Here is a 24,686-nt window from a genome sequence, read left to right as displayed (position 1 = left end):
GTCCCGGTTTGGTACTTGAACCTACGCGCTACTCCACGCGGACGGTCCGCGTCTCGGTGACGGGGAGCAGCGGGAGATCGGAGAAAGAGACGGTGACTTCGAATTCGAGTTCGTCCGCATCGGCGCCGAACACGCCCACGGGAACCGAAAGTTCGTCGTCGAGGTAGCCCGTTGTCTCAGTCATCTCGACGTCGTTGACCGTGACCGCGACGCCTGCGGCCGCGCCGCCGCCCGCGTTGCGGACGACGACCTCGCACATCTGGTTGTCGCCGGCCGCGATGCTGTCCGGGAGGTCGCTCCAGTCGACGAGGACGTCGGGCATCCCGGCGGCCTGCTCGTGGACGCTCTCGGCGACTCCGGGGCCGAGGCCGGCGGCTTCGAGGCCGTCCGTGCCAGCCTCGCGGACGTCCGCGGGCGTCTCGATGCCCTCGTCGGCGAGCTTGTGCGCGCGGCCCGCGGCGACCCCGTCAAGCGCGGTGAGGCCGACCGCGTCCTCGGGGACGCCGGTGTCGATGCGGGCTTCGAGGCGCGCGGCGACGTTCGCGCCCGCGGGATCGTCGTAGCGCTCGAAGAACGCGCCCAGCGCCGCGAGCAGGCGGAGCGCGTTCTGCTTGATGACCCACGCGTCCGAGCGCAGTTCCGGCGGCATGGAGCCGTCCATGCTCGCGCGCAGAATCGCGAGCACCTTCCGCGGGCCGGAGTCGAGGTCGTCGGCCTCGCTGCCGACGATTCTATCGACGGCGTCGCGCTCGGACTTGCGCGCGCTCACGCTGTCGAACTCGCCGGCGCTGGCGACCGCGCGGAGCACGCTGTCGGCGTCGCCGTCACCGTCCGCCACGTCGCGGAACTCGCGGGCGGTGTCCAAGCGGAGGTAGTAGGTGGACGCGAGCACGCCCAGCCGGGTCGCGGAGAGCCCGAGGTCGTCGTCGGTCTCCACGAACCCCTCCTCGACGAGGTCGTCTAAGGTGTCCCGGACGCGGTCCCGGAGCCCCGGGAAGTCGTAGTCGTCGGGCTCGGACCGGGCGCGCTGGTAGTAGAACGTCGTCTCCAGCCAGTCCATCACGTCGCCGAGCCCGCGAATCGTCCCCATCGCGATTTCCGCGTTCAGGTGCTCGGCGAGGTTCCCGGCGAGCCGCGACTCGATTTCCTTGCCCTCGCGGAGGAGGTTGCGGTACATGTCGGCGTCCGACTCGTCGCAGACCACCCAGCCGTAGCCGACGTCGTCGTAGCCCGGCCGGCCAGCGCGCCCGAGCATCTGGAGGACGTCCAGCGGGCTCATGTCCACCTCGCCCTCGAGGGGGTCGTGGAGCTTCGTGTCCCGGATGACGACGCAGCGCGCGGGGAGGTTGACGCCCCACGCCAGCGTCGACGTCGAGAACAAGATTCGAATTTTGCCCTCGCGGAACCACTCCTCGACGAGGTTCTTGTCGTTCGTGGAGAGCCCGGCGTGGTGGAACGCGACGCCGTCCAGCACGGACTTGCGGAGCGTCGCGTTGTCCAGCTCCTCGGTCTCGGTGTGGAACTCGTAGTCGCCCCGCGAGCCCACCGGGATATCGCGCTCGCCGATTTCGTCTCGGGTCTTCTTCGCGGCCTGCACGGTGTCCTGCCGGCTGGAGACGAACACAAGCGCCTGCCCGTCCTCGCGCAGGTGGGGTTCGGCGAGGTCCAGCGTCGTGAACAGCCGGCGGTACTTGTCCGCGAACGGGTTGTCGCCGTGCGTGTACGTCCGCACACCCGCGTGGAGGTCCACGGGCCGGTAGTCGTCACCGAACTCGAAGGTGGTCTCCGGCTCCGCGTCGAGCCACGCCGCCACGTCGTCGATGTTCGGCATCGTCGCCGACAGCGCGACCACGCGCGGGTCGCAGAGCCGCCGCCAGCGCGACACCACGACTTCGAGGACGCTCCCGCGCTTCTCGGAGTCGAGCAGGTGGACCTCGTCGATGACCACGCAGTCGACGTCCGTGACGAACGAGTACCGCGGCGAGTCGTGCTTCCGCGTTGCGGAGTCGGCCTTCTCGGGGGTCATCACGAGCACGTCCGCGCGCTCCGCGCGCCGGGGGTTGAGGTCTCGTTCCCCAGTGACGACGTACACCGAGTAGCCCAGTTCCTCGAAGCGCTCCCACTCCGATTCCTTCTCGTTGGTGAGCGCGCGCAGGGGCGCGACGAACACCGCGGTGCCGCCGGCGTCGAGGGTCTGGCAGATGGCCAGCTCCGCGAGCGCGGTCTTCCCGCTGCCCGTCGGCGCGGACGCGACGACGTTGGCCTCGGAGTTCACGAGCGCCGGCACCGCCTCGCGCTGCATCTCGTTGAACTCGTCGAAGGGGAAGGCGTCGGCGAACTCGGGAACGACCTCGGCGACTTCCATCACCAGTTGGGGAGGGGAGGGTTGCGGATAGGCGTTTCCTTAGTGGCGCGGTTCGGAGCGAACGAAGTGAGCGAGAACCGCGGAAATGCGAACGGCGACCAGCGGGAGCCGTGAGCGGCGTGAGTCGGAGGGAGTGAGCGAAGCGAACGACCGAGACTCACGGATATGGCGAGCGGGGAGCGTGTGCCCGACCGCAGGGAGGGCACAGGACGACGAGCGGCGACCAACAGGAGCCGCGAGCGAAGCGACCCGCGAGCGGCGAGGCGCGCATTCAGTCGGCGGCGTCGGCGCTCATCGTGGAGGCGACGCGTTCGAGGAGGCCGCGGTCCGTCGAGTAGTAGAAGTAGACGGTGACGCCGATTGCGGCGACGACGTTCGAGACGGTGATGGCCCAGAACGCGGCGTACACGGGCACGGAGAGCACGACGACGTAGGCGCCGACGACCGCGATGGGGAGCCGGACGACCCAGTACTGGAGCATCGTCGCGACCATCGACACCTGCGTCTTCCCGGCGCCGTTGAAGCCGCCCTGCAGAGGGTAGATGAGGCCGAACGCCCAGTAGCCGACCGCGAGAATCTGGAGGTACGCGACGGTGTACGTGAGCGCGTCGCCGTCGAGGCTGGGCGCGAACACGTCCGTGATGAGGCCGGGAATCAGGAACTGGGCGACGCCGACGACCGCGAGGCCGACGGTCGCGACGCCGGCGGCGAGCCACGTCGCGCGGGTCGCGCGGGCGGGGCGCTCGGCGCCGAGGTTCTGACCGACGACGCTGGCGACCGCGCTGCCGACGGCGATGGCGGGGACGAACGCGAGCGTGGAGATGCGCATGCCGACGGTGTACGCGGCGAGGCCGGCGCTCCCGCCGACGCCGGAGACGATGGCGACCATGAGGAGGCGGGCGGTCTGTCGGCCGCCCTCCTGGCCGGCTTTCGGCACGCCGACTTCGAGGACTTCCCGCAGCGAGTCGAGCCGGAACTGCATCGCCTCGCGCGTGTACGCGAAATCGGTGAAGTCCGTGGTGGCGACGGCGACGGCGACGGCGAACCCGGCGACGTAGCCACCGGCGGTGCCGAGCGCGGCGCCGAGGATGCCGTAGCCGGTGAAGCCGGGGATGCCCCAGCCGACGACGAGGAACGGGTCGAGGACGACGTTGACGGCGACGGCGACGGCGTTGACGACGAGCGCCGCGCGGGAGTCTCCCCAGCCGACGAACGCGCCCTCGATGGCGTCGCTCATCCCGCCGAACACCATCCCGCCGAGGACGACGACGAGGTAGAGCGCGCCGAGTTCGACGACGACTTCGCCGGGGTCGAACAGCGCGAGCACGTCGGCGGCGAACAGGTACGCCAGCGCGAGCGCGACGAGGTTGAGCGCGAGCGCGACGAGGATGGCGTGGAAGGCGGCGCGGCGGGCGTCGCCGTCGTTCTCCGCGCCGGCGTGCTGGGCGACGAGCACCTGCCCGCCGGTGAGCGCGACGTGGTTACCGAGCGTGAGGAGCGCGAGCACCGGCGCGACGAGGCCGACCGCGGCGACCGCTTGCTCGCTGACGCGGCCGAGCCAGAACGCGTCGACGACCTGCTGGAGGACGACGACGTACTGCTGGACGACCAGCGGTGCGGCGACGTAGAGGAGGGCGCGCGTGAGCGGCCCGTCGGTTATCTCCTCGCGAGATATGTCAAACATTTTGCTGTTTCGAGGTGGTTTGAAAGTCGGTTCTCACCCCTCTTTAACGTATGGGATGCGCTCGCACAACACGGCTCCGGGCACCCGAACCCCACAGTTTTTGCAGTCCCCCGCGAAGGAAGGTGCATGAGCAGTCGGCGGAAGCCGGACTGGCTGAAGATGCGGCCGCCGTCCGGAGAGCGATTCACGGACATCAAGGAGACGCTCCGGGGCCACGACCTCCACACGGTCTGCGAGGAGGCCTCGTGCCCGAACATGGGGGAGTGCTGGAGCGGCCGCGACGGCCCGGGCACCGCGACGTTCATGCTGATGGGCGACCGGTGCTCGCGGGGCTGTAACTTCTGCGACGTCCAGACCGGCGGGATGGAGCCGCTGGACCCCGACGAGCCGGCGAACGTCGCGGAGTCGGTCGCGGAAATCGGCCTAGACTACGTCGTCCTCACCTCCGTCGACCGCGACGACCTCGACGACCAGGGCGCCGGCCACTTCGCCCAAACCATCCGGGAAATCAAGGCCCGCGACCCCTCGATTCTGGTGGAAGTGCTGATTCCGGACTTCCAAGGGGAAGAGGACCTCGTCCGGAAGATTATCGACGCGAACCCGGACGTCATCGCGCACAACGTCGAGACGGTCGAGCGCCGCCAGTTCCCGGTGCGAGACCGCCGCGCGGGCTACGAGCAGTCCCTGAAAGTGCTCGACCAGGTGAACCGCGAGTCCGACATCTACACGAAGACGAGCGTGATGCTCGGGGTCGGCGAGTACGACCACGAGGTCTACCAGACGCTGGGCGACCTCCGCGAGGTGGGCGTGGACGTCGTGACACTCGGCCAGTACCTCCAGCCGTCGCGCTCCCATCTGGACGTCGCCGAGTACGTCCACCCCCAGAAGTTCGAGACGTGGCGCCGCGTCGCCGAGGAGGAGTTCGACTTCCTCTACTGCGCCTCGGGTCCGATGGTGCGGTCGTCGTACAAGGCGGGCGAGCTGTTCGTCGACGCGGTGCTGCGGGAGGGCAAGAGCATCGAAGAGGCGCGGGAGGACGCCCGAAGGGCGGCCTCCGACTGACTGAACGAGGGACCGGGTCACCGGGCCGCTGGACGGAGACAGAATCCGGCAATACTTCGCGTAGGGTGGCTGTCCGCCCAGTTTTCGAGTTCAGTGTCGAACGTTCAGCGATTTACCTCGGGAAGTTGTGAACGTGAGTTGTGAAAAATGCCGCGACGGTAACCCGCTAGAAAGACCGTTACGAAAATCATATGGTCGCACGGGGCGATTCTCCGCACATGTCAGGACGGGGGTACCCGTGACTGCGACCGTGCACCGAGAACCCGACGACATGGTACGGGTGCTCGACGAGGACGGCGAGGTCGTCGACGGCGCCGAGGTCCCGGACCTCGACGACGACGAGCTCGTGGAGATGTACCGGACGATGAAGCTCGCTCGGCGCTTCGACGAGCGGGCGGTGAGCCTCCAGCGGCAGGGTCGCATCGGCACGTACCCGCCGCTGTCGGGCCAAGAGGGCGCGCAGGTCGGCTCCGCGATGGCGCTCGGCGGCGACGACTGGATGGTGCCCAGTTACCGCGAGCACGCCGCCTCGCTCGTGCAGGGCCTCCCGCTGAAGCAGACGCTGCGGCTCTGGATGGGCGACGAGAACGGCGCGCGCGTCCCGGAGGACGTGAACCTGTTCACCGTCGCGGTGCCCATCGCGTCCCAGATTCCCCACGCCACGGGACTGGCGTGGGCGTCGAAGCTCAAGGACGAGGAGGACAAGGCGTTCCTCTGTTACTTCGGGGACGGCGCGACCAGCGAGGGCGACTTCCACGAGGGGCTGAACTTCGCGGGCGTCTTCGACACGCCGAACGTGTTCTTCTGCAACAACAACCAGTGGGCCATCAGCGTGCCCCGCGAGAAGCAGACGGCGTCGAAGACGCTCGCGCAGAAGGCCGAGGCGTACGGCTTCGAGGGCGTGCAGGTAGACGGGATGGACCCGCTTGCGGTGTACGCGGTGACGAAGGCGGCCGTCGAGAAGGCCAAAGACCCCGCGGAGGGCGAACTGCGCCCGACGATGATCGAGGCGGTCCAGTACCGCTTCGGCGCGCACACGACCGCCGACGACCCCTCCGTCTACCGCGAGGAGGAGGAAGTCCAGAAGTGGAAGGCGAAGGACCCGATTCCGCGCCTCGAGAAGTTCCTGAAGCGGACCGACCGGCTGGACGACGAGGCGATTACGGACATCGAGGAGGACGTCGAGGACCGCGTGGCGGACGCCATCGCGGCCGCCGAGGAGACGCCGCGGCCCGACCCCGTGGAGATGTTCCAGAACGTCTACGCGGAGATGCCCGGCCGGCTCGAGAAACAACTGGAGTGGTTCCAGTCCATCCGCGCCGAACACGGCGACGAAGCGCTACTGGAGGACTAACATGGGAGAGAACTTGACGCTAGTGCAGGCGGTACGGGACGGCCTCCGCGACGAGATGGCCGAGGACGACGACGTGCTCGTGATGGGCGAGGACGTCGGGAAGAACGGCGGCGTGTTCCGCGCGACCGAGGGACTGTACGACGAGTTCGGCGAGGACCGCGTCATCGACACGCCGCTGGCGGAGTCGGGCATCGTCGGCACCGCCATCGGGATGGCCGCCTACGGCCTGAAGCCGGTGCCCGAAATCCAGTTCTCGGGGTTCATGTACCCGGGCTTCGACCAGATCGTGAGCCACATGGCGCGGCTCCGCACGCGCTCCCGCGGGCGGTTCACGTGTCCGATGGTGCTGCGCGCGCCGTTCGGCGGCGGCATCCGCGCGCCCGAGCACCACTCCGAGTCGAAGGAGGCGTTCTACGTCCACGAGGCCGGGCTGAAGGTCGCGATTCCGAGCACGCCCCACGACGCGAAGGGGATGCTCGTCGCGGCGATTCGGGACCCCGACCCGGTCATCTTCCTCGAACCGAAGAAAATCTACCGCGCGTTCCGCGAGGAGGTGCCCGACGGCCCCTACGAGGTCGAACTCGGGGAGGCCGCGGTGCGCCGCGAGGGCAGCGACGTCTCCGTGTTCACGTGGGGAGCGATGACCCGGCCGACGCTGGAAGCCGCAGAGAACATGGCCGACGACGTGGACGTGGAGGTCGTGGACCTCCGGACGCTGAGCCCGCTCGACGAGGAGACAATCGTGGAGTCCTTCGAGAAGACGGGCCGAGCGGCCATCGTCCACGAGGCGCCGAAGACGGCGGGCGTCGGCGCCGAAATCACGGCGACGCTCCAGGAGGAGGCGCTGCTCCACCAGGAGGCACCGGTGAAGCGGGTCACGGGGTTCGACGTGCCGTTCCCGCTGGCCGCGCTGGAAGACTACTACCTGCCCGAGCCCGAGCGCATCGAGTCGGGCATCCGGGAGACCGTGGAGTTCTGAGATGGCACGAGAGTTCAAGCTACCCGACGTCGGCGAGGGCGTAGCGGAGGGCGAAATCGTCAGTTGGCTGGTCTCGGAGGGCGACACCGTCTCCGAGGACCAGCCGGTCGCGGAGGTGGAGACCGACAAGGCGGTCGTCGAGGTCCCCGCCCCGGTGAACGGCACAGTCCGGAAACTGCACTACGACGCGGGCGACGTCGTCCCGGTCGGCGAGGTCATCGTCACCTTCGACGTGGAGGGCGAAGCCGCCGAAGCGACAGAGCCGGAAGAAGAAGCCACCGAGGAGCCCGAGTCCGCGTCGAAGTCCGCGACGGAGAAGGCGTCGACGCGGACGTTCGCGCCGCCGAGCGTGCGTCGGCTCGCGCGCGAACTCGACGTCGACCTCGATTCCGTCGAGGGCACGGGGCCGTCCGGCCGCGTGACCGAGAGCGACGTGCGCGCGGCGGCGGAAGGCCACGCGACCGAGCCGCAGGAGGAGCCGCCGGACGAGGTGCGCTCCGCAGTGGAGCCGGTGGGCGAGCAGGCCGCCGACCACACCGAGGGCGGCGCCGGCGGGCAGGAGTCGGCGGGCCGCGAGAAGACGCTCGCCGCGCCCGCGACCCGCGGGCTGGCGAAGGAACTCGGCGTCGACATCGACGACGTGCCCGCGACCGAGGAGCGCGACGGCGAGGCGTTCGTCACCGCCGAGGCGGTCCAGGAGTACGCCGAGGGCGGCACCGCCGCGCAGGGCGAACCGACGACCGGCGCGCCCGAGCAGGCGTTCGTCGAGGGCGGCGAGACGACCCAACCGTACCGCGGCGTCCGGCGCAGCATCGGCGAGCAGATGGCCAAGTCGAAGTACACCGCGCCCCACGTCACCCACCACGACACCGCGGTCATCGACGACCTCGTTGAGACGCGCGCGAAGCTCAAGGAGCGCGCGGCCGAGCAGGACGTGAAGCTCACGTACCTGCCGTTCGTGATGAAGGCGGTCGTCGCGGGGCTGAAGGAGTACCCGATTCTGAACTCCGAACTCCGCGAGGAAGAAGAGGAAATCGCACTCAAGCAGGACTACAACATCGGCGTCGCGGTGGCGACCGACCACGGGCTGATGGTGCCCGTCGTGAAGCACGTCGACCAGAAATCCATCCTCGACATCGCCGAGGAGGTGAACGAACTCGCGGCGAAGGCCCGCGACCGCTCGATTAGCCGCGAGGAGATGCAGGGCGGGACGTTCACCATCACGAACTTCGGCGCGGTCGGCGGCGAGTACGCGACGCCCATCATCAACTACCCCGAGACCGCGATTCTCGGTCTGGGCGGCATCGACGAGCGGCCGGTCGCGGAGGACGGCGAAGTGCGGGCGGCGCAGACGCTACCGCTGTCGCTGTCCATCGACCACCGCGTCATCGACGGCGCGGAGGCCGCGCGGTTCACGAACTACGTGATGGAGCGACTGACTGACCCCGAACTACTACTACTCGAATAATGGTTGTTGGAGACGTATCCACTGGAACGGACGTGGCGGTCGTCGGCGGCGGGCCGGGCGGCTACGTCGCGGCGATTCGCGCCGCACAGCTCGGCCTCGACACGACGCTCGTGGAGATGGACGCCTACGGCGGCACCTGCCTGAACTACGGCTGCATCCCCTCGAAGGCCCTGATTACGGCGACCGACGTCGCCCACGACGCGGGCAACGCCGAGGAGATGGGCGTCTACGCCGACCCCGACGTGGACTTCGGGGAGATGGTCGAATGGAAGGACGGCGTCGTCGACCAGCTCACTGGCGGCGTCGAGAAGCTCTGCAAGGCCAGCGGCGTCAACCTCATGGAGGGGCGCGCGGAGTTCGCAGGCAACGACAAGCTCCGCGTCGTCCACGGCGGCGAGGGGCAGGGCTCGGAGACCATCGAGTACGAGAACTGCGTCGTCGCGACGGGGTCGCGGCCCATCGAGGTGCCGGGCTTCGAGTTCGACGCCGACCCCGTCCTCGACTCGCGGCAGGCGCTCGCGATGGACGACCTGCCCGACTCCATCGTCGTGGTGGGCGCGGGCTACATCGGGATGGAGATTTCGACCGTGCTCGCGAAGCTCGGCGTCGACGTCACCGTCGTGGAGATGCTCGACGAGGCGCTGGCGGGCTACCCCGACGACCTCACTCAGCCCGTCAAACAGCGCGCCGAGGAACTCGGCATCGACTTCGAGTTCGGGCTCGCCGCCGACCACTGGGAGGAGTCCGGCGACGGCATCGTCGTCGCCGCCGAGGACGAGGATGGCGAACTCACGGAGTTCGAGACCGACAAGGTGCTCGTGGCGGTCGGCCGCCAGCCCGTGACGGACACGTTGAATCTGGACGCCATCGACCTCGAACCGAACGACGACGGCCGCCTCGAAACCGACGAGCAGGCGCGCACCGACGTGGAGAACGTCTTCGCCATCGGCGACGTCGCGCCCGGCCCGATGCTCGCGCACAAGGCCAGCAAGGAGGGGCAGGTCGCCGCCGAGGTCGCGGCCGGCGAGCCCGCGGCACTGGACTATCAGGCGGTGCCGGCGGCGGTGTTCACGGACCCCGAAATCGCGACCGTCGGTCTCACCGAGGACGACGCGCGCGAGGAGGGCTTCGAGCCCGCGGTCGGCACGTTCCCGTTCCGCGCGAGCGGCCGCGCGCTCACCACGGGCGACAGCGACGGGTTCGTCCGCGTCGTCGCCGACGAGGAGTCGGGCTTCCTGCTCGGCGCGCAAATCGTCGGCCCGGAGGCCAGCGAGCTGATTGCTGAACTCGGGCTCGCCATCGAGATGGGCGCGACGCTCGAAGACGTCGCCTCCACCATCCACACCCACCCGACGCTCTCGGAGGCGACGATGGAGGCCGCGGAGCACGCGCTCGGCCACGCCATCCACACGCTGAACCGATAGCCCGCAAATTCTGTCGCCCCGACGGTCTTTTCCCGCCTCCGCCGCGTACACGAGCGCATGGAAACGGTCACGCTCGGTCCGACCGGCACGTACTCCCACCGCGCCGCCAGCGCCGTCACCGACGACGGCATCTCCTTCGTGGAGTCCGTCCGCGCCATCGCCGACGCGGTCGCGAACGGCGACGCCGACCGCGGCGTCGTCCCCATCGAGAACAGCATCGAGGGCTCGGTGACGGAGACGCTGGACGCGCTCGCGGAAGTCGACCTCGCAGTCGTCCGCGAAGTCGTCACGCCGATTCGCCACGCCCTCATCGCGCAGAGCGAGAACTTCGACACCGTCGCCAGCCACTCGCAGGCGCTCGCGCAGTGTCGCACCTACCTCGACGAGAACTACCCCGACGTGGACCGCGAACCCGTCGCCTCCACCGCTCGCAGCGTCGAAATCGCGCGCGAGGACCCCACGGTCGCCGGCATCGCGCACCCGGACAACGCCGACGGCGACCTCCAGTTGGTCGCCTCCGACATCCAGGACAAGTCCAGCAACTCCACGCGCTTCTTCGTCGTCGCGCCGCCCAGCGAGCGCTCTGAGGCCGGCGGCAAGTCCTCGTTCGTCGTCTACCCCAACGCGAACTACCCCGGCCTCCTGCTCGAACTGCTGGAGCCGTTCGCCGACCGCGACATCAACCTCTCCCGCGTCGAATCCCGCCCCAGCGGCGAGCGCCTCGGCGACTACCTCTTCCATATCGACGTCGACGCCGGCCTCTACGAGGAACGCACGCAGGCCGCCCTCGAAGAAATCGAAGCGCTCGCCGAGAACGGCTGGGTGCGCCGCCTCGGCTCCTACGACGTCGAGCACGTCGTCTGAAACCACTTTTTGCGCTGCGGGGGTGCGCCGGAGGCGCACCCCGCTCGGCAAAAACTTGGGGAAAAAGCGCCGTCGGACCCCCTTCGGGGGTCCTCGGCGCCCGCGCCTCCGGCGCGGTGAACCGCGAGCGCCGCTGGCGCTCGCGGATGCTCGTCGGCTGTCGAGTTTGGCTGGCCAATACCTTTTCTGGGATTCGCGGTGAACGGTCGAATATGGCACGAGGCAGCCCGTTCGACGAGCTGGAGCGACTGCTGGACAAGATGAACGACGCCCGGGAGCGCGCCGGCGGGGGGCTCGCGGTCGACGTCGAGGACGAGGACGACCAGTTCGTCGTGACCGCGGACCTCCCGGGCTTCGAGAAGGACGACATCGACGTGGAGGTCCGCGACCGGACGCTCCGCATCGAGGCGCGCCACGAGGAGGAGACCGAGGAGGGCGAGGACAACTACGTCCGCCGGGAGCGCAGCAAGCGCTCGCTCTCCCGGAGCGTCACGCTCCCCGAGGAAGTCGACGAAGCGGGGGCATCGGCCGCCTTCCAGAACGGCGTGCTGACGGTGGAACTCCCGAAGGTACACACCAGCGAGGAGTCCACGAGCGTCGACATCGAGTAGCGACCCGTTCTTCTCAGACGCGGTCGGTGACGCGGTCGGCGGCGTTCTCGACCGCATCCTCCCAGTCCGCCGGCGGGTCGTCGCCGCGCACGGGCGGCGCGAGCGCGAGGTCAACGGCGTGGTAGTCGAAGCCGTCGAGCGCGTCGCTGGCGAGTCCGCCGACGAACTCGGCGTTCTCGCGCTTCGAGGAGTGGCCGCCGTCCGCGAGCGCGTAGTAGTCGCTGAACAGGTGCACGAGGGCGACCGGCCGGTCGAACGCGCCGTCGGCGGCGTGCCGGGCGAGTTTCACGGGGTTGTTCGCGGGGTCGGCGCGCCGCATCTCCACCTCCACGAGCACGAGCGGCGCGTCGGCGTCGGGGACGCCGGCGACGTCGACGGGCGTGCGCTGGACGTACCACTCGGTCGTCCACTCGCGGCCGGGGTCGCGGGCGGCGAGCGCGTCCCGGAGGCGTGCGTGCACGGCGTCGGTGAACTCGCCCACGAGCTCGGCGGAGGCGCCGGGGCGGCAAAGGCGTTTCCGTGGGGTGGTCGCGGCGAGGTCGGCCGGGAACCCGACGGGCGCGACAGTCACTATGGGAGGGCTTTTGGCCCGGCAGAGTGTCACACCGGATATGACCTACGAGCCACGGGAAGTCGAGCGGAAGTGGCAGGACCGCTGGGAGGACGGCGGCCGCTACCACGCCGACCCCGACCCCGACGAGGACGCGACGTTCGTGACGGTCCCGTACCCCTATCCCTCCGGTGGGATGCACATCGGGCACGCCCGCACGTACACGGTGCCGGACGTCTACGCCCGCTACCGACGCCTGCAGGGCGACAACGTCCTGTTCCCCATCGCGTGGCACGTCACGGGCACGCCCATCGTCGGCGCCGTGAACCGCCTCCAGGAGCGCGAGGAAGAGCAGATGTCGGTGCTGCGGGACACGTACAACGTCCCGGAGTCCGAGCTCGAACAGCTGGAGACGCCGATGGGGTTCGCGCGCTACTTCATCGAGAACCACTACAAGCAGAACATGAAGTCCCTCGGCCTCAGCATCGACTGGCGGAGGGAGTTCACGACCAACGACGAGCGCTACTCGAAGTTCGTCACGTGGCAGTACGAGACGCTGCGCGACCACGGCCGACTGGAGAAGGGGCTCCACCCGGTGAAGTACTGCACGAACGAGGAGAACCCCGTCACCACCCACGACCTGCTGGAGGGCGAGGAGGCGGAGTTCCAGCAGTACACCCTCGTGAAGTTCCGGAAGGGCGACACCGTAGTGCCGATGGCGACGCTGCGCCCGGAGACGGTGCGGGGCGTGACGAACGCGTACATCGACCCGGACGCCAGCTACGTGGAGGCGAACGTGGACGGCGAGACGTGGCTGCTCAGCGACGAGGGCGCACAGAAGCTCGTCCTCCAGCAGCGCGACGTCGAGATTCTCGACCGGTTCACCGGGGAGGCGCTGGTCGGCGAGCGCGTCACCAACCCCGTCACGGGCGAGGACGTGCTCGTGCTGCCCGCGGACTTCGTGGACGCGGACAACGCCACCGGCGTCGTGATGTCGGTGCCGGCGCACTCGCCGGACGACTGGATGGCCCTCCAGGAGGCCAAGAAAGACGACGAGCGGATGCGCGAGTACGGCATCGACCCCGCCGAGGTCGAGGAGATTCAGCCGAAGGCCATCATCGACGTGGACGGCTACGACGACCCGTTCCCGGCGCGCGCGGCCGTCGAGGAGCACGGCATCGAATCGAGCGACGACCCCGCGCTCGAAGAGGCCACCCAAGAGGTGTACAACCGCGAGTTCCACGCGGGCGAACTGAAGGACATGTACGACGAGTACGCGGGCGCGACCGTGGAAGACGTCCGCGACGAGCTGGCCGAGCACTTCCAGTCGAGCGGCGAGTTCGACTCGATGTACGAGTTCTCCGAGGAGGTCGTCTGCCGCTGCGGCGGCGACGTCGAGGTCGCCAAGCAGGACACGTGGTTCCTGACGTACAGCGACGACGACTGGAAGCAGCTCGCCCACGACGCGATTAGCCAGCTGGACGCGCGCCCGGACAGCGCGGGCGACCAGCTGGACCACACCGTCGACTGGCTCAACGAGTGGCCCTGCATCCGGAACTTCGGGCTGGGCACGAACCTGCCGTGGGACGACGACTTCGTCATCGAGCCGCTGTCGGACTCGACGGTGTATATGTCCTACTACACCATCGCCCACCGGCTGCAGGACGTGCCGCCGGAGGAGATGGACCGCGAGTTCTTCGACACGCTGTTCTACGGCGCCGAGGCCGTCGAGGACCCCGACGAGACAGCGCTGGACCTCCGCGAGGAGTGGGACTACTGGTACCCCGTCGACCAGCGCGTCTCCGGCAACGACCTCATCTCGAATCACCTCACGTTCTACCTCTTCCACCACACCGACCTCTTCGAGGAGGCGAAGTGGCCGGAGGGCATCACCGTGATGGGGATGGTGCTGCTGGAGGGCGACGCGATGTCCTCCTCGAAGGGCCACGTCGTGCTACCCACGGAGGCCATCGAGGAGTACGGCGCCGACACCGTGCGGTTCGTGCTGTTGAACTCCGCGGAGCCGTGGCAGGACGTCGACTGGCGCGACGACGAGGTCGGCACCACGCAGGACCAGCTCGCGAGCTTCTACGAGCGCGCGCAGGACGTCATCGAGAACGCCGAGGGCGTCGGCGACCGCGAGGACGTCCAGTTGCAGCGCATCGACCGCTGGCTGCTGTCGAAGCTCCAGTCGACGATTCGGGACGCCACCGACGCGATGGACGAGTTCCAGACGCGCGCCGCCAGCCAGGAGGCGTTCTACCACTTCGAGGAGCACCTGACGTGGTACCGCAAGCGCACGGACCTCGACCGCGACGGCGCGCGGTGGACGCTCCGTGAGGTGCTGCGGACGCGACTGCGCCTGCTGGCGCCCATCGTGCCGTTCCTCGCGAACGAACTCCACGAACAGCTCACGGGCGAGCCCGTCGGGCAGGACGACTGGCCGGAGGCCGACCCCGAACTGGAGTCCGAGCGTGTGGAAGTCGAGGAGCAGCTCGTGGAGTCGCTGACCGAGGACGTGCGGGAGGTCATCGACGTGACCGACACCGACCCCGACCAGATTACGGTGTTCACGCCCGCGCCGTGGAAGCGGACCGTCTACGAGACGGTCCGCGAGACCGGCACGGACGTCGGCGCGGTGATGGGGAAGGTGATGCAACACGAGAGCCTGCGCGAGAAGGGCGACGCGGTCAACGACCTCGTGCAGGACCTCGTGGCGGACGTCCGCGAGCGCTCCGACGACGAGCTGGCGGCGCTCGACGAGGTCGACGAGCAGGACGTCTACGAGAACGCGGCGGGCTTCCTCGCCCGGCAGTTCGACGCCGACATCGACGTCGTCCCCGAGACCGAGACTGACGCCGAGCGCGCGTCCCGCGCGGTGCCGTTCCGCCCCGCCATCGACCTCGCGTAGCGGTCCTGTCTACCGGACGACTTTTTCCGCCGGACAGCGAAGGCCCACACATGAGCGACGAGAACGACGAAGCGCCGCGGAGCGTCCGACGACACGCGCGTTCGATGGCGAACGCCGAGATGAGCGCGGTCGGCTACGCGATAGCGGTGGGCCTGCTCGTGTTGCTGCTGCCGGTGTTGCCGTTCCTCGCGGTCATCTGGCTCGTCACGCGGCTCACCAGCTAAGCGGGACGCCGAACAGTCAGACATTCACGACGCTACGCGCCTCGGTTCGTGCGAACGGGGAGCGCAGCGATTCGTAAGCCGCCAGCACGAGCGGCTCACCGCGCGACCGTAGGGAGCGCGGGCCGACGACCGACTAACGCGCCCGGAGGGCGCGGCTGAAGGGAGGAGCGCTTTTTCCCCAAGTTTTTGCAAGCGAGGGAGCGGTAGCGACCGAGCGCAGCAAAAAGTGGCTAAGCGAACTTGCGGACGGTCACGTCCAGCGTGTCCAAGTCGAGGATGGGTGCGGTGGCGACGTCGGGGTCGATGTTGACGGACTTCTGGAACTCCGTCTGGTGTTGCCAGCACCCCGAGTTCACGAGGCGGACGTTGTGGTAGCCGCCGACGCCGAGCTTGTGGACGTGGCCGGTGTGGAAGACGTCGGGCGCGTCGTCGATGACGAGGTAGTCCTCCTTCTCGGGGGCGACGCGGGTGCGGCCGCCGAACTGCGGGGCGACGTGGCGCTTCTTCAGCAGTTGCTCCATCGCGCGGTGGGGGTTGTCGTAGGAGATGTCGTCGCCGGGGTACTCGGCGATGATTTCGTCGATGGAGACGCCGTGGTACATCAGAACGTCGACGCCCTCGACGGTGACCGTGGAGGGGTTCCCGGTGAAGCGGGCGTCGTGGGCGCTCATAATCGAGCGCAGCTCCTCGTCGAAGGCGGGCTGGGGTTCCGCGAGGCGGACGGCGTCGTGGTTGCCAGGAATCATCACGATCTCCATGTCCCCGGGGACGTCTTTGAGGTGCTCCGCGAACGTCTCGTACTGCTCGTAGATGTCGACGATGTCCAGTTCCTCGTCCTGGTCGGGGTAGACGCCGACGCCCTCGACCATGTCGCCCGCGATGAGGAGGTACTCGACGGGGTCGGCCTCCTCGGTGTGGAGCCAGTCGGCGAACGCCTGCCACGCGTCCGCGGCGAACTCCTGGCTGCCGACGTGGACGTCGGAGACGAGCGCGGCCTGCACGTGTCGGTCCGCGGTCGATGCGCTGTGGGTGCGGGGAATGTCCGGGAAGTGGAGTTCGTCCGCGAACAGGATGCCGCCGTCGTCCGAAATCGTCCCTTCGACGGCGATGACCTCGTCCGTGAGGAGTTCGTCGACGTGGTCGGCGATGTCGCGGTCTTTCATCACGAGCGTCGGGAAGACGCCGTTCGTGTCCTCGACCTCGACGAGCCAATGGCCGCTGGCGGTCGAGCGGACGTCGTTGACCATACCGACGACCGCGGCCTCGCTGCCGCCGGGCATCGAGTCGAGCGCGTCCGTCGGCCGGTGGTTGACGCGGCCGCGGAGTTTCTTCGAGAGGCGGTCGTAGCGGTCGCGGAACGTCGCGACGAAGTCCGCGTACTCGCCGGTCCCCGTCGATTCGCCGGTGATGTCGCCGTCGATTTCGACGCTGCGCTGGCTGTCGTCGCGGGCGTCGCGGCCGTCCCGCCGCCCCGCCGCGTTCTGCCCCTCGCTTACCCCCTTCGTTTCAACTGGAGTAGTGCTCTCTGTCGGCTGGATATCGTCGTCTGTGGCTCCAGTCGAAGCGGTGGCGGAAGCCGTCTCGTCGGTGGGCGCTTCCGGCCCGGGGTCGGCGGACTGCGTGGCGGTAGCGGCCGCGGCAGTTTCGGTCGGAGCGGTCGGCGCGTCGCCGCCCGACGCGTCGGCCTCGCTGTCCGAGGCGTTCGGCGTCGCGTCATCGACCACCTCGCGGACGTGGTCGGTGGTCAGCGTCAGCGCGTCGTCGGGCGCGGCGTCGACCGCGCGCTCGACGGCGGCCGCGGGGTCGCTGGCGCCCGCGAGCAGCGTCACGGCCTCGCGTTCCGCGTTGTACCCCCGGCTGGTGAGTTCGCGGACGACCCGGACCGGGGGTTCTCGTGGCACACCACGTCAGCACGGCGAGCGCGAGCAAAAGGGTGGCGGTCCGCGAGGGGAAAGTTGAAACGCGGGAGCGGCGAACTCCCAGTAGATGACCAACGGCGACGACGTGCCCGACCCCCGCGGCGGCCCGCGGGCCGCGCTCGTCTGGTTCCTCCGCACCGACCACGGTGCCGTGATGTTCGTCCGCGAGGCCGCCAGCAGCGCCCTCACCGTCGCCATGGTCGGCCTACTGTTGTTCTCGGTCAGCGGCGTCTGGCCGCCGCTGGTCGCCGTCGAGAGCGGCAGCATGCAGCCGAACATGGAGCGCGGCGACCTCGTGTTCGTGATGGAAGAACAACGGTTCGCCCCCGAGTACGCCACTGGCGACACCGGCGTCGTCACCCACCAAGACGCCACCGACCACGGCTACCGGCAGTTCGGCGGCCTCGGCGACGTCGTCGTCTACCAGCCGTACGGCAACGCCCGAGAGACGCCGGTGATACACCGCGCGCGCTTCTGGGTCGACGACGGCGAGAACTGGTACTCGAAGGCCGACCCCGAGTACGTGGACGCCGACAACTGCGAGGAGCTCCGGAACTGCCCCGCGCCCCACGCCGGGTTCATCACGAAGGGCGACAACTCGGTCACGAACGACTACTACGACCAGACGCGGGGCATCTCCAGCCCCGTCAAGCCCGCGTGGGTGAAGGGGACCGCGGAGTACCGCATCCCGTACCTCGGCTGGGTGCGGCTGACGTTCGCCGGCACGCTTACGCCGGGCACGACGAGCGCCGACGTTGCGTCAGCCGGCGCGAGTGGCGGCGGACCGGCTGCTATCGGCGCTGATTCGACCGCGGAGAACGGGTCCGGCGTCGCGCTCGCGCCGGTGACGTAGTATAGTTTCTCGCGCGCGCATTTCACTCCGGCCGCGCGGACTCGGCGTTCGGGCGTGGTCAGTCGACGTACAGCGAGTAGACGATGACCGCGAACCCGACGGCCGTGAGCGCGCTCTCGGTCAACACCGCGAGCGTGCGCTCGACGGCCAGCACCTGGTCGGCGATGCCCGCGAGCAGCGCCCCGAAGGTCACGAACCCGAAGCCGATGGCCAGCGACCGCAGCGCCGGCGAGCCGGTTCGCTGCCAGGCCTTCGTGGCGAAGTACGTGACCGCGCCGCCGAGCAGCAGCGTGACTGTCTTCAACGCGACGACGACTACCGTGATGTCTATCATGTTTCCTTGCTCACCTCCGCCCAGAGCGTTTCGAGGCGCTCGTCCGTGGACTGCGACGGCCGCGTGACGCCGACGTCGAGCGTGCGGTCCTCGTCCAGCTGGATGACGACCTCCTCGAAGACGAGATCGTACTCCGTCGTGTGGTGGCCGTCCGGCTGGAGCACCGCCCGCTCCTCCAGCAGCGCGGCGTCCGTGAGGAGTTCGAGCTTCCGGTAGGTCGTCGACAGCGGGATGTCGCACTCCTCGGAGAGCTCCTTGGCGGCCATCGGCTCGTCGAGCGCCTCGATGATGCGTCTGCATCCCTCGTCGTCCAGGGCGTCGAGGACGGCCTGGAGTTCGGGCGTCTCGTCCGTCCCGAGCGGAGCACGCATCACCACGACTCTCTGGGGTACTGGGAGTTAACTGGTCGTCCGATTTTCAGAGTCCGGGAACGTCCTTCTCAGAATCTGGGAACGCGTCTTACCGCGTTGGAATCGCAGCCCGGGTTATAGGGGTGCAGCGACTACCTCCACACGTGAGGTGATGGGAATGTCATACGACGCGGCTACCCCCTTGAGGAACGGGGTCGACTTCGAACTCTCGGGGCCGTGGGCGACGTACTGGATCGCGATGCTTCGCGTGATTACGGGGTGGTGGTTCCTCCACTCCGGGATCGGGAAGCTCCTCGACAGCGGACTGAGCTACGGGTACGCGGCGACGTACTTGAACGGGATGGACGGCACGACGCTCGGCCCGGTGGCCACGTTCCTCGGCGGGTTCCCCGACCTGATGGGGGCGATGGTCCCGATATTCGAGACGCTCATCGGGCTCGCGCTCGTCGCCGGCCTGCTCACTCGGCTGGCCTCGTTCGGCGGCGTGGTCTTCATGTCGCTGTTCTGGGTCGGGAACGCCGAGTTCGGCACCGGCATCATCAACGGCGACCTCATGGGTCTGCTGTTGTTCGTGACGATGATCGTGTTCGCCGCTGGCCGGTACTACGGTCTCGACGCCGTCGTCGAGCGCACCGAGTTCGTCCAGAACAGACCGCGCTTGAAGTACCTACTCGGATAGGAGGTGACAGAACATGCAATCCAACGACGTCGACCTCGTGGACAGACTCGCGATGTACCTCAGCGGCGGCCTGCTGCTGCTGGGCATCGTCGTCACCGGCCTGATAGAAACGCTGGACGGCGCGCCGCGCAGCCCGGCGGCCACGACCAACGACGCGGGCGAAGTCATCGCCCAGCCGACCATCGATCCGAACATCCGGACGGCGCTGGTCGTCGCGGCGCTGCTCGTGCTGCTCGTGTACGCGATCTACCGGCTCGCCGTGCCACACGTCGGCTCCGGCACCGGTAGCACGACGCCCGAGACGCAGCCCAGCGACTGACGGCGGCGAGAACTGACTTTTCGACCCCCTTTTGCGGGAAGTGAGCGCGAGTTCGTCCCGGACGGGACTGTTTCGAGTGGACGGCCGTCGCTACGTCGTCGTGGTGTGTGGACGGGAAACGAAGGGGGTCGGGAACCGTGGAACGTCGAACGGGCCTCAGTTGTCGAAGCGCGCCTGCACGAACGGCGTGACGTTCTCGATGTCGCTGAGGCGGGAGTCGGCTTCGAGGACGGCCTCGGTCTCCTCGACGGGCACCGACAGCGAGATTTCCTTCGTGCGGCCGTACCGGCCCTTCGAGACGACGACCGCGTTCACGATGCCGAGCATGTCGAGTTCGCTGATGAGGTCGGTGACGCGGCGCTGCGTGAGCACGTCCGCGTCCAGCTCGTCGCACAGGGTCTTGTAGATGTTGTAGACCTCGCCCGTGTTCACGTTGTGGACGCCGTTGTCCTCCAGCAGGAGGATGGCGTACAGGACGAGCTTGCTCTGGGTGGGGAGCGTGCGCACGACCTCGACCACGCGGTCGAGTTCGATCTTGTCCTGCGCGCGCCGCACGTTCTCCTCGGTGACGGAGTCCGACTGGTCGCGCTCCGCGAGTTCGCCGGCAGTCCGGAGGAGGTCCAGCGCGCGCCGCGCGTCGCCGTGCTCCTGGGCGGCGAACGCCGCGCACAGCGGGATGACGTCCTCGGAGAGCGCGTCCTCCTTGAACGCCACCTCCGAGCGGTGCTGGAGGATGTCCCGGAGCTGGTTGGCGTCGTACGGCGGGAAGACGATCTCCTCCTCGCCGAGCGAGGATTTGACGCGCGGGTCGAGGAAGTCGGTGAACTTCAGGTCGTTGCTGATGCCGATGATGGAGACCCGGGAGTTCTCCAGCTCGGAGTTCATCCGCGAGAGGTTGTAGAGGGTGTCGTCGCCGGACTTCTCGACGAGCTTGTCGATCTCGTCGAGCATGATGACCGCGACGCGCTCGACGTAGTCGACGGCCTCGAAGAAGCGGGCGTACACGCGGTCGGTCGGCCACCCCGTCATCGGGACGTCGTCCATCTCGGCCTTCTCCTCGAGCAGCGCCTCGACGTGCTCGTCGACGGCCTCCGGGGAGTCGAAGTCGAGGTGGTCGTCGTTGTCGTCGTCGGATTCGAGGACGCTCGGGTCGTCTTCGGCGGCCTCGCGGAGGTCCCGCAGTTCCTCGACGCGCTCGTCGACGAACGCCCGGTTCTGCGCGATGAACGTGTTCGCGAGCTGCGCGAGCACGCGGTACTGGGTGTCCGTGACCTCGCAGTTGATGTACTCGACCTCGCAGGGGACGTCGTACTTCTGGGAGGTCCGTTCCAGTTCCTGGCTGACGAACTTCGCGCTGGCGGTCTTCCCCGTCCCGGTCTTCCCGTAGATGAGGATGTTCGACGGCGTCTCGCCGCGCAGCGCCGCGACGAGAATCGTCGCCATGTTGTTGATCTGGTCTTTCCGGTGCGGGAGTTCGTGTGGCGTGTACGACGGGCGCAGCACCTCCTTGTTCTCGAAGATGGGCTCGCCGCTGAGCAGGTCGTCGAACAGCCCCTCGTCGCCGTCCTCGTCGTCCTCGAGGACGTCGTCGAGGTCCACCTCGAAGTCCCGGTCGGCAGTGCGTCGGCCGTCCGTCGTCGGTTCGTCTGACATAGTTTGCGGAGCCCCTTCGTTTCGTGTGGAGAGCGCCGCGCACGGAGAGGAAGCCACAGACCGACGCGAACGGGGCGTTCGAGGCGGTTCAGTGACCGGGCGCTCCAGTTGATGCAGATGAACTAATGGAAACGAGAGGGACTAATAAGTTTCGATGGGGTCAGGTCGGTGACTGACAATCGGACTCGAAGCCAGGGGGATGTCGGAGACGAGCGGCAGCGAGCGAGACGGCGCAAGTGCGCCCGAGACGGGGAGAGACGAGCGAGAGTGGGCGAAGAGAGGAGTGTAGCACTACTGGAGGAGCAGCCGGCGTTCGCTCCGGAACCGCGACCGGAGCGTGCTAGAGAATATCTCTGTCGAGCGAGGTGAGCGGCGAGAAGGGGTCCCGCGGGAGCGTTTCGACTGCGCGGTGAAACGGTGGTGAGAGTCAGCTCGGGGTAGACGTTCCGAGGAGTGGGTGGTCTCGACCCGGCGTATTGCGGGTTCCATCGGAAACAGGGGGGTCGGAGTGGGGGACAGGGGTCCGCCCCCCACCCCTTCGTTTCGAGTGGAACGGCGAAACAGACCGGGGGAGGGGGTCCAGTACACGATTGGTTCTAGGAGAGAGAAAAGACTAAGTAATACACTCAGAAACAGTAACCGCAATACAGCCTAAACCGGATTTTGTGGGCGTGGTCTGGTCTAGGACTAGTCGTGTTCTCGGTCGAAACTCCTGTTCTGTGGCGACGGTCCCGTTCCGTCTCTCGTTTCCACTCGAAACGAAGGGGTGGGGGCCTTCCGGCCTGCTCCTGCTAGCACTCCCCACGCAGTTCCGGTCCGTCCGGCCTAGTCCCGACCGGTCTCCATCCGGCTCCGCTGACGCGCTCTCGTCAACCCACATTCACGCACCCGCCCGCTTCGCGTCGAACCGTTCCGTTTCGTCCCGTTTCCTTCCGCTCTATTCCGTTCCACCCCTTCCGTCCCACCTCGTTTCCTTCCGCTCTGCTCTGTTCTGTCAGTCCCACCCCATCCGAATCACTCCATACCTGACCGTCCGAATACCTATCTCCGTGCCGATACGTCTGACGTAGGTTTAAGTCCGCTCGGCCGCTCTACCGTAGCAACCGTCCGTATCCTGCGTCAAGCATACAAGGCGCGGGGTGCGTATGGAGGCCAAGGATGGGACTGTTCGCAGAACTCAGAGACAGCATCTCACGGGTGTCGGCGAGCCTGTTCGCCGACGACTCGGAACCGAAACGAATCGGGATTTACGGCCCGCCGAACGCCGGCAAGACCACGCTCGCGAACCGCATCGCTCGCGACTGGACCGGCGACGCGGTCGGCCCGGAGAGCCACATCCCGCACGAGACGCGTCGCGCGCGTAGGAAGGAGAACGTCGAAATCAAGCGCAACGGGAAGACCGTCAACATCGACATCGTCGACACGCCCGGCGTGACGACGAAAGTCGACTACTCGGAGTTCCTCGAGCACGACATGGAGAAAGACGAGGCCGTGCGTCGCTCCCGCGAGGCCACCGAGGGCGTCGCGGAGGCGATGCACTGGCTGCGCGAGGACGTCGACGGCGTCATCTACGTGCTGGACTCCACCGAGGACCCGTTCACGCAGGTGAACACGATGCTCATCGGCATCATCGAGAGCCGCGACCTGCCCGTGCTCATCCTCGCGAACAAGACCGACCTCGAGGGCTCGAACATCCAGCGCGTGTCGAACGCGTTCCCCCAGCACGAGACGATTCCGCTCTCCGCGCTGGAGGGCGAGAACATGGACGAGGTCTACGAGAAGATCGCGGAGTACTTCGGGTGACCCACGATGCCTGAAACAACGAGCGACGACGGACCCGGTGACGGCGTCCAAATCGATCTCATCAGCGCCGAGCGGATGTCCGGGAAGACGTCCATGGAGAAGATCCGGATGATTCTGGACGGCGTCCGCGACGGCAAAATCGTCGTCCTCGAAGCGGGCCTGACTCCCGACGAGGAGTCGAAGCTCATCGAGGTGACGATGAGCGAAATCAACCCGGACGGCTTCTCCGGCATCGAGATCGAGAGCTTCCCGCAGTCCGAGGCCAGCGACACCGGCCTGCTCGGCCGGCTGATGGGCAAGCAGTCGACGTCGAAGCTCACGGTCGTCGGACCGGCGAACCAGATTCAGTCCCTCCACAAGGACGAGACGCTCATCAGCGCGCTCGTGTCCCGCAAGTAATGCCTCACCAGTGTACGAACTGCGGGCACGTCTTCGCGGACGGCTCCAAGGAGATGCTGTCGGGGTGCCCGGACTGCGGCGGGAACAAGTTCCAGTACCACCCCGGCGACGTCGCCGAGTCCGAGCCCGCTGACCCGCCAGCCGACGCGGACGCCGACGCGCCCGAGCCACCGGAGCCGGAGGGCGGCTCGGTCGCGGGCGCGGTCGGCCGCGCCGCGAACAAGGTCCGGGACGCCGTGACCAGCGACCCCGACCCCGCAGCGCGTACGTCTGCCGAGGACACGGACGCGACTGACGCCGCCACTGCCGATGACGCTACCACCACCGACGGCGCTGACACCGCCAGCACTGCCAACGCTGCGGACGCCTCGGACGCTGCCGACACAGCGGACGCCGCCGACGCGGCCACTGCCGACGCGACCACTGCTGACGCGTCCGGCACTCCCGACGCCGAAGCCGATCCGAGCGCACCCGAAACGGGGGGCGAGGCGGTCGAGGAGTCGGGCGACGAGCCCGCCGAGGCCATCGACGCCAGCACCGAGACCGACGGCGAAGACGCCGCGCAGGCGGACGCCCGGAGCTCCGTCGTGGACACGGACTCGCTGCCGGACGCGCCCGCCGAGGGCCGCGTCGTCAAGGAGCCCGACGACTCCGAGGACCGCCCGGACCTCGACGAGCTCCGGCAGGAGCTCAACGACCAGTTCGAGTCCATCCGCATCGTCGCGCCCGGCCAGTACGAGCTCAACCTCATGGAGCTGTACGACCGCCAGGAGTACATCATCGCGCTCCAGGAGGACGGCCAGTACGTCATCGAGGTGCCGGACGCGTGGGAGACCGACGAGTAGCGCGCGAGCAGTCCC

22 protein-coding genes are annotated in these 24,686 nt (G+C 68.1%); 15 read left to right on the top strand and 7 right to left on the bottom strand.

Going from position 1 to position 24,686, the window contains the following annotated elements; genetic code table 11:
* Positions 1-28: 28 nt before the first annotated feature.
* On the bottom strand, positions 29-2,365 hold the full coding sequence (locus HHUB_RS00105) for a DEAD/DEAH box helicase (protein ID WP_059055095.1): 2,337 nt from the start codon (positions 2,363-2,365) through the stop codon (positions 29-31).
* A gap of 271 nt (positions 2,366-2,636) precedes the next feature.
* Positions 2,637-4,049: an MATE family efflux transporter gene (locus tag HHUB_RS00100; protein WP_059055094.1), complete on the bottom strand. Its 1,413-nt coding sequence runs from the start codon at positions 4,047-4,049 to the stop codon at positions 2,637-2,639.
* A 126-nt stretch (positions 4,050-4,175) separates the two neighbouring features.
* Here HHUB_RS00100 and lipA point away from each other — a divergent pair, with 126 nt between their 5' ends.
* The 7 genes from lipA to HHUB_RS00065 all read left to right on the top strand — a co-directional run bounded on the left by lipA (position 4,176) and on the right by HHUB_RS00065 (position 11,811).
* Complete coding sequence (lipA, locus tag HHUB_RS00095; protein ID WP_059055091.1) at positions 4,176-5,111, top strand: lipoyl synthase; 936 nt, start codon at positions 4,176-4,178, stop codon at positions 5,109-5,111.
* Between the two features lie 271 nt (positions 5,112-5,382).
* Positions 5,383-6,465 carry a pyruvate dehydrogenase (acetyl-transferring) E1 component subunit alpha gene (gene pdhA, locus HHUB_RS00090; RefSeq protein WP_059058126.1) on the top strand — a complete coding sequence of 361 codons (1,083 nt, stop codon included), beginning with the start codon at positions 5,383-5,385 and terminating at the stop codon, positions 6,463-6,465.
* A 1-nt stretch (position 6,466) separates the two neighbouring features.
* Positions 6,467-7,444 (top strand): alpha-ketoacid dehydrogenase subunit beta, encoded by a 978-nt coding sequence (locus HHUB_RS00085; protein WP_059055089.1) that lies wholly within the window; start codon positions 6,467-6,469, stop codon positions 7,442-7,444.
* A gap of 1 nt (position 7,445) precedes the next feature.
* The gene (locus HHUB_RS00080; protein WP_059055088.1) at positions 7,446-8,912 is read left to right on the top strand and encodes a 2-oxo acid dehydrogenase subunit E2; all 1,467 of its coding nucleotides are present in this window, start codon (positions 7,446-7,448) and stop codon (positions 8,910-8,912) included.
* Complete coding sequence (lpdA, locus tag HHUB_RS00075) at positions 8,912-10,336, top strand: dihydrolipoyl dehydrogenase (RefSeq protein ID WP_059055086.1); 1,425 nt, start codon at positions 8,912-8,914, stop codon at positions 10,334-10,336. Before HHUB_RS00080 ends, lpdA begins: the two co-directional genes overlap by 1 nt.
* Positions 10,337-10,393: 57 nt before the next feature.
* Positions 10,394-11,200, top strand: coding sequence for a prephenate dehydratase (gene pheA, locus HHUB_RS00070; protein ID WP_059055084.1), 807 nt, complete (start codon positions 10,394-10,396; stop codon positions 11,198-11,200).
* A 212-nt stretch (positions 11,201-11,412) separates the two neighbouring features.
* Positions 11,413-11,811: an Hsp20/alpha crystallin family protein gene (locus tag HHUB_RS00065; protein WP_059055082.1), complete on the top strand. Its 399-nt coding sequence runs from the start codon at positions 11,413-11,415 to the stop codon at positions 11,809-11,811.
* 13 nt (positions 11,812-11,824) lie between these two features.
* Here HHUB_RS00065 and HHUB_RS00060 read toward each other — a convergent pair whose 3' ends face one another.
* The gene (locus HHUB_RS00060) at positions 11,825-12,292 is read right to left on the bottom strand and encodes a hypothetical protein (protein WP_059055080.1); all 468 of its coding nucleotides are present in this window, start codon (positions 12,290-12,292) and stop codon (positions 11,825-11,827) included.
* A 130-nt stretch (positions 12,293-12,422) separates the two neighbouring features.
* Between HHUB_RS00060 and leuS the strand changes: the two genes are divergently transcribed.
* Together leuS and HHUB_RS16440 are read left to right on the top strand one after the other, a co-directional pair.
* Positions 12,423-15,272: a leucine--tRNA ligase gene (gene leuS / locus HHUB_RS00055; RefSeq protein ID WP_059055079.1), complete on the top strand. Its 2,850-nt coding sequence runs from the start codon at positions 12,423-12,425 to the stop codon at positions 15,270-15,272.
* 50 nt (positions 15,273-15,322) lie between these two features.
* On the top strand, positions 15,323-15,496 hold the full coding sequence (locus HHUB_RS16440) for a DUF7535 family protein (RefSeq protein WP_157533960.1): 174 nt from the start codon (positions 15,323-15,325) through the stop codon (positions 15,494-15,496).
* A gap of 230 nt (positions 15,497-15,726) precedes the next feature.
* Here HHUB_RS16440 and HHUB_RS00050 read toward each other — a convergent pair whose 3' ends face one another.
* Positions 15,727-17,397: a DNA-directed DNA polymerase II small subunit gene (locus HHUB_RS00050; protein WP_059055078.1), complete on the bottom strand. Its 1,671-nt coding sequence runs from the start codon at positions 17,395-17,397 to the stop codon at positions 15,727-15,729.
* Between the two features lie 85 nt (positions 17,398-17,482).
* Here HHUB_RS00050 and HHUB_RS00045 point away from each other — a divergent pair, with 85 nt between their 5' ends.
* Entirely contained in the window at positions 17,483-18,268 is a 786-nt protein-coding gene (locus HHUB_RS00045) for a S26 family signal peptidase (protein ID WP_237582724.1), read from the top strand.
* A gap of 58 nt (positions 18,269-18,326) precedes the next feature.
* On the opposite strand, the gene HHUB_RS00040 is transcribed toward HHUB_RS00045, so the two are convergent.
* Positions 18,327-18,602 carry a DUF7521 family protein gene (locus HHUB_RS00040; RefSeq protein WP_059055076.1) on the bottom strand — a complete coding sequence of 92 codons (276 nt, stop codon included), beginning with the start codon at positions 18,600-18,602 and terminating at the stop codon, positions 18,327-18,329.
* Positions 18,599-18,973, bottom strand: coding sequence for a winged helix-turn-helix domain-containing protein (locus tag HHUB_RS00035; RefSeq protein ID WP_197570628.1), 375 nt, complete (start codon positions 18,971-18,973; stop codon positions 18,599-18,601). Before HHUB_RS00035 ends, HHUB_RS00040 begins: the two co-directional genes overlap by 4 nt.
* Before the next feature lie 157 nt (positions 18,974-19,130).
* On the opposite strand from HHUB_RS00035, the gene HHUB_RS00030 reads away from it, so the two are divergent.
* Together HHUB_RS00030 and HHUB_RS00025 are read left to right on the top strand one after the other, a co-directional pair.
* On the top strand, positions 19,131-19,652 hold the full coding sequence (locus tag HHUB_RS00030) for a DoxX family protein (RefSeq protein WP_059058124.1): 522 nt from the start codon (positions 19,131-19,133) through the stop codon (positions 19,650-19,652).
* Positions 19,653-19,665: 13 nt separating this feature from the next.
* Positions 19,666-19,971, top strand: a complete 306-nt coding sequence (locus tag HHUB_RS00025; RefSeq protein ID WP_059055074.1) for a hypothetical protein — start codon at positions 19,666-19,668, stop codon at positions 19,969-19,971.
* A gap of 156 nt (positions 19,972-20,127) precedes the next feature.
* Here HHUB_RS00025 and HHUB_RS00020 read toward each other — a convergent pair whose 3' ends face one another.
* Positions 20,128-21,624 (bottom strand): Cdc6/Cdc18 family protein, encoded by a 1,497-nt coding sequence (locus HHUB_RS00020; protein ID WP_059055073.1) that lies wholly within the window; start codon positions 21,622-21,624, stop codon positions 20,128-20,130.
* 1,158 nt (positions 21,625-22,782) lie between these two features.
* Here HHUB_RS00020 and HHUB_RS00015 point away from each other — a divergent pair.
* From HHUB_RS00015 to HHUB_RS00005, 3 genes are read left to right on the top strand one after another with little or no spacing between them, the layout of a single operon-like run.
* Positions 22,783-23,427 (top strand): Era-like GTP-binding protein, encoded by a 645-nt coding sequence (locus tag HHUB_RS00015; protein WP_059055072.1) that lies wholly within the window; start codon positions 22,783-22,785, stop codon positions 23,425-23,427.
* A 6-nt stretch (positions 23,428-23,433) separates the two neighbouring features.
* Positions 23,434-23,826 (top strand): DUF2073 domain-containing protein, encoded by a 393-nt coding sequence (locus tag HHUB_RS00010; protein WP_059055071.1) that lies wholly within the window; start codon positions 23,434-23,436, stop codon positions 23,824-23,826.
* Positions 23,826-24,671, top strand: a complete 846-nt coding sequence (locus HHUB_RS00005; protein WP_059055069.1) for a Zn-ribbon domain-containing protein — start codon at positions 23,826-23,828, stop codon at positions 24,669-24,671. The genes HHUB_RS00010 and HHUB_RS00005 overlap by 1 nt, the downstream gene beginning before the upstream one ends.
* The last annotated feature ends 15 nt before the right edge of the window (positions 24,672-24,686 follow it).

Origin of the sequence: Halobacterium hubeiense, assembly GCF_001488575.1 — an archaeon.
In the GTDB taxonomy this organism is placed as follows: Archaea; Halobacteriota; Halobacteria; order Halobacteriales; family Halobacteriaceae; genus Halobacterium; species Halobacterium hubeiense.
This window is presented reverse-complemented; position numbering and strand designations above follow the sequence as displayed.

Excerpts from the sequence above, each read along its gene's own strand:
- HHUB_RS00105 (WP_059055095.1), bottom strand. The coding sequence starts at position 2,365 with ATGGAAGTCGCCGAGGTCGTTCCCGAGTTCGCCGACGCCTTCCCCTTC.
- HHUB_RS00100 (WP_059055094.1), bottom strand. The coding sequence starts at position 4,049 with ATGTTTGACATATCTCGCGAGGAGATAACCGACGGGCCGCTCACGCGC.
- lipA (WP_059055091.1), top strand. The coding sequence starts at position 4,176 with ATGAGCAGTCGGCGGAAGCCGGACTGGCTGAAGATGCGGCCGCCGTCC.
- pdhA (WP_059058126.1), top strand. The coding sequence starts at position 5,383 with ATGGTACGGGTGCTCGACGAGGACGGCGAGGTCGTCGACGGCGCCGAG.
- HHUB_RS00085 (WP_059055089.1), top strand. The coding sequence starts at position 6,467 with ATGGGAGAGAACTTGACGCTAGTGCAGGCGGTACGGGACGGCCTCCGC.
- HHUB_RS00080 (WP_059055088.1), top strand. The coding sequence starts at position 7,446 with ATGGCACGAGAGTTCAAGCTACCCGACGTCGGCGAGGGCGTAGCGGAG.
- lpdA (WP_059055086.1), top strand. The coding sequence starts at position 8,912 with ATGGTTGTTGGAGACGTATCCACTGGAACGGACGTGGCGGTCGTCGGC.
- pheA (WP_059055084.1), top strand. The coding sequence starts at position 10,394 with ATGGAAACGGTCACGCTCGGTCCGACCGGCACGTACTCCCACCGCGCC.
- HHUB_RS00065 (WP_059055082.1), top strand. The coding sequence starts at position 11,413 with ATGGCACGAGGCAGCCCGTTCGACGAGCTGGAGCGACTGCTGGACAAG.
- leuS (WP_059055079.1), top strand. The coding sequence starts at position 12,423 with ATGACCTACGAGCCACGGGAAGTCGAGCGGAAGTGGCAGGACCGCTGG.
- HHUB_RS16440 (WP_157533960.1), top strand. The coding sequence starts at position 15,323 with ATGAGCGACGAGAACGACGAAGCGCCGCGGAGCGTCCGACGACACGCG.
- HHUB_RS00045 (WP_237582724.1), top strand. The coding sequence starts at position 17,483 with ATGACCAACGGCGACGACGTGCCCGACCCCCGCGGCGGCCCGCGGGCC.
- HHUB_RS00040 (WP_059055076.1), bottom strand. The coding sequence starts at position 18,602 with ATGATAGACATCACGGTAGTCGTCGTCGCGTTGAAGACAGTCACGCTG.
- HHUB_RS00035 (WP_197570628.1), bottom strand. The coding sequence starts at position 18,973 with ATGCGTGCTCCGCTCGGGACGGACGAGACGCCCGAACTCCAGGCCGTC.
- HHUB_RS00030 (WP_059058124.1), top strand. The coding sequence starts at position 19,131 with ATGTCATACGACGCGGCTACCCCCTTGAGGAACGGGGTCGACTTCGAA.
- HHUB_RS00025 (WP_059055074.1), top strand. The coding sequence starts at position 19,666 with ATGCAATCCAACGACGTCGACCTCGTGGACAGACTCGCGATGTACCTC.
- HHUB_RS00020 (WP_059055073.1), bottom strand. The coding sequence starts at position 21,624 with ATGTCAGACGAACCGACGACGGACGGCCGACGCACTGCCGACCGGGAC.
- HHUB_RS00015 (WP_059055072.1), top strand. The coding sequence starts at position 22,783 with ATGGGACTGTTCGCAGAACTCAGAGACAGCATCTCACGGGTGTCGGCG.
- HHUB_RS00010 (WP_059055071.1), top strand. The coding sequence starts at position 23,434 with ATGCCTGAAACAACGAGCGACGACGGACCCGGTGACGGCGTCCAAATC.
- HHUB_RS00005 (WP_059055069.1), top strand. The coding sequence starts at position 23,826 with ATGCCTCACCAGTGTACGAACTGCGGGCACGTCTTCGCGGACGGCTCC.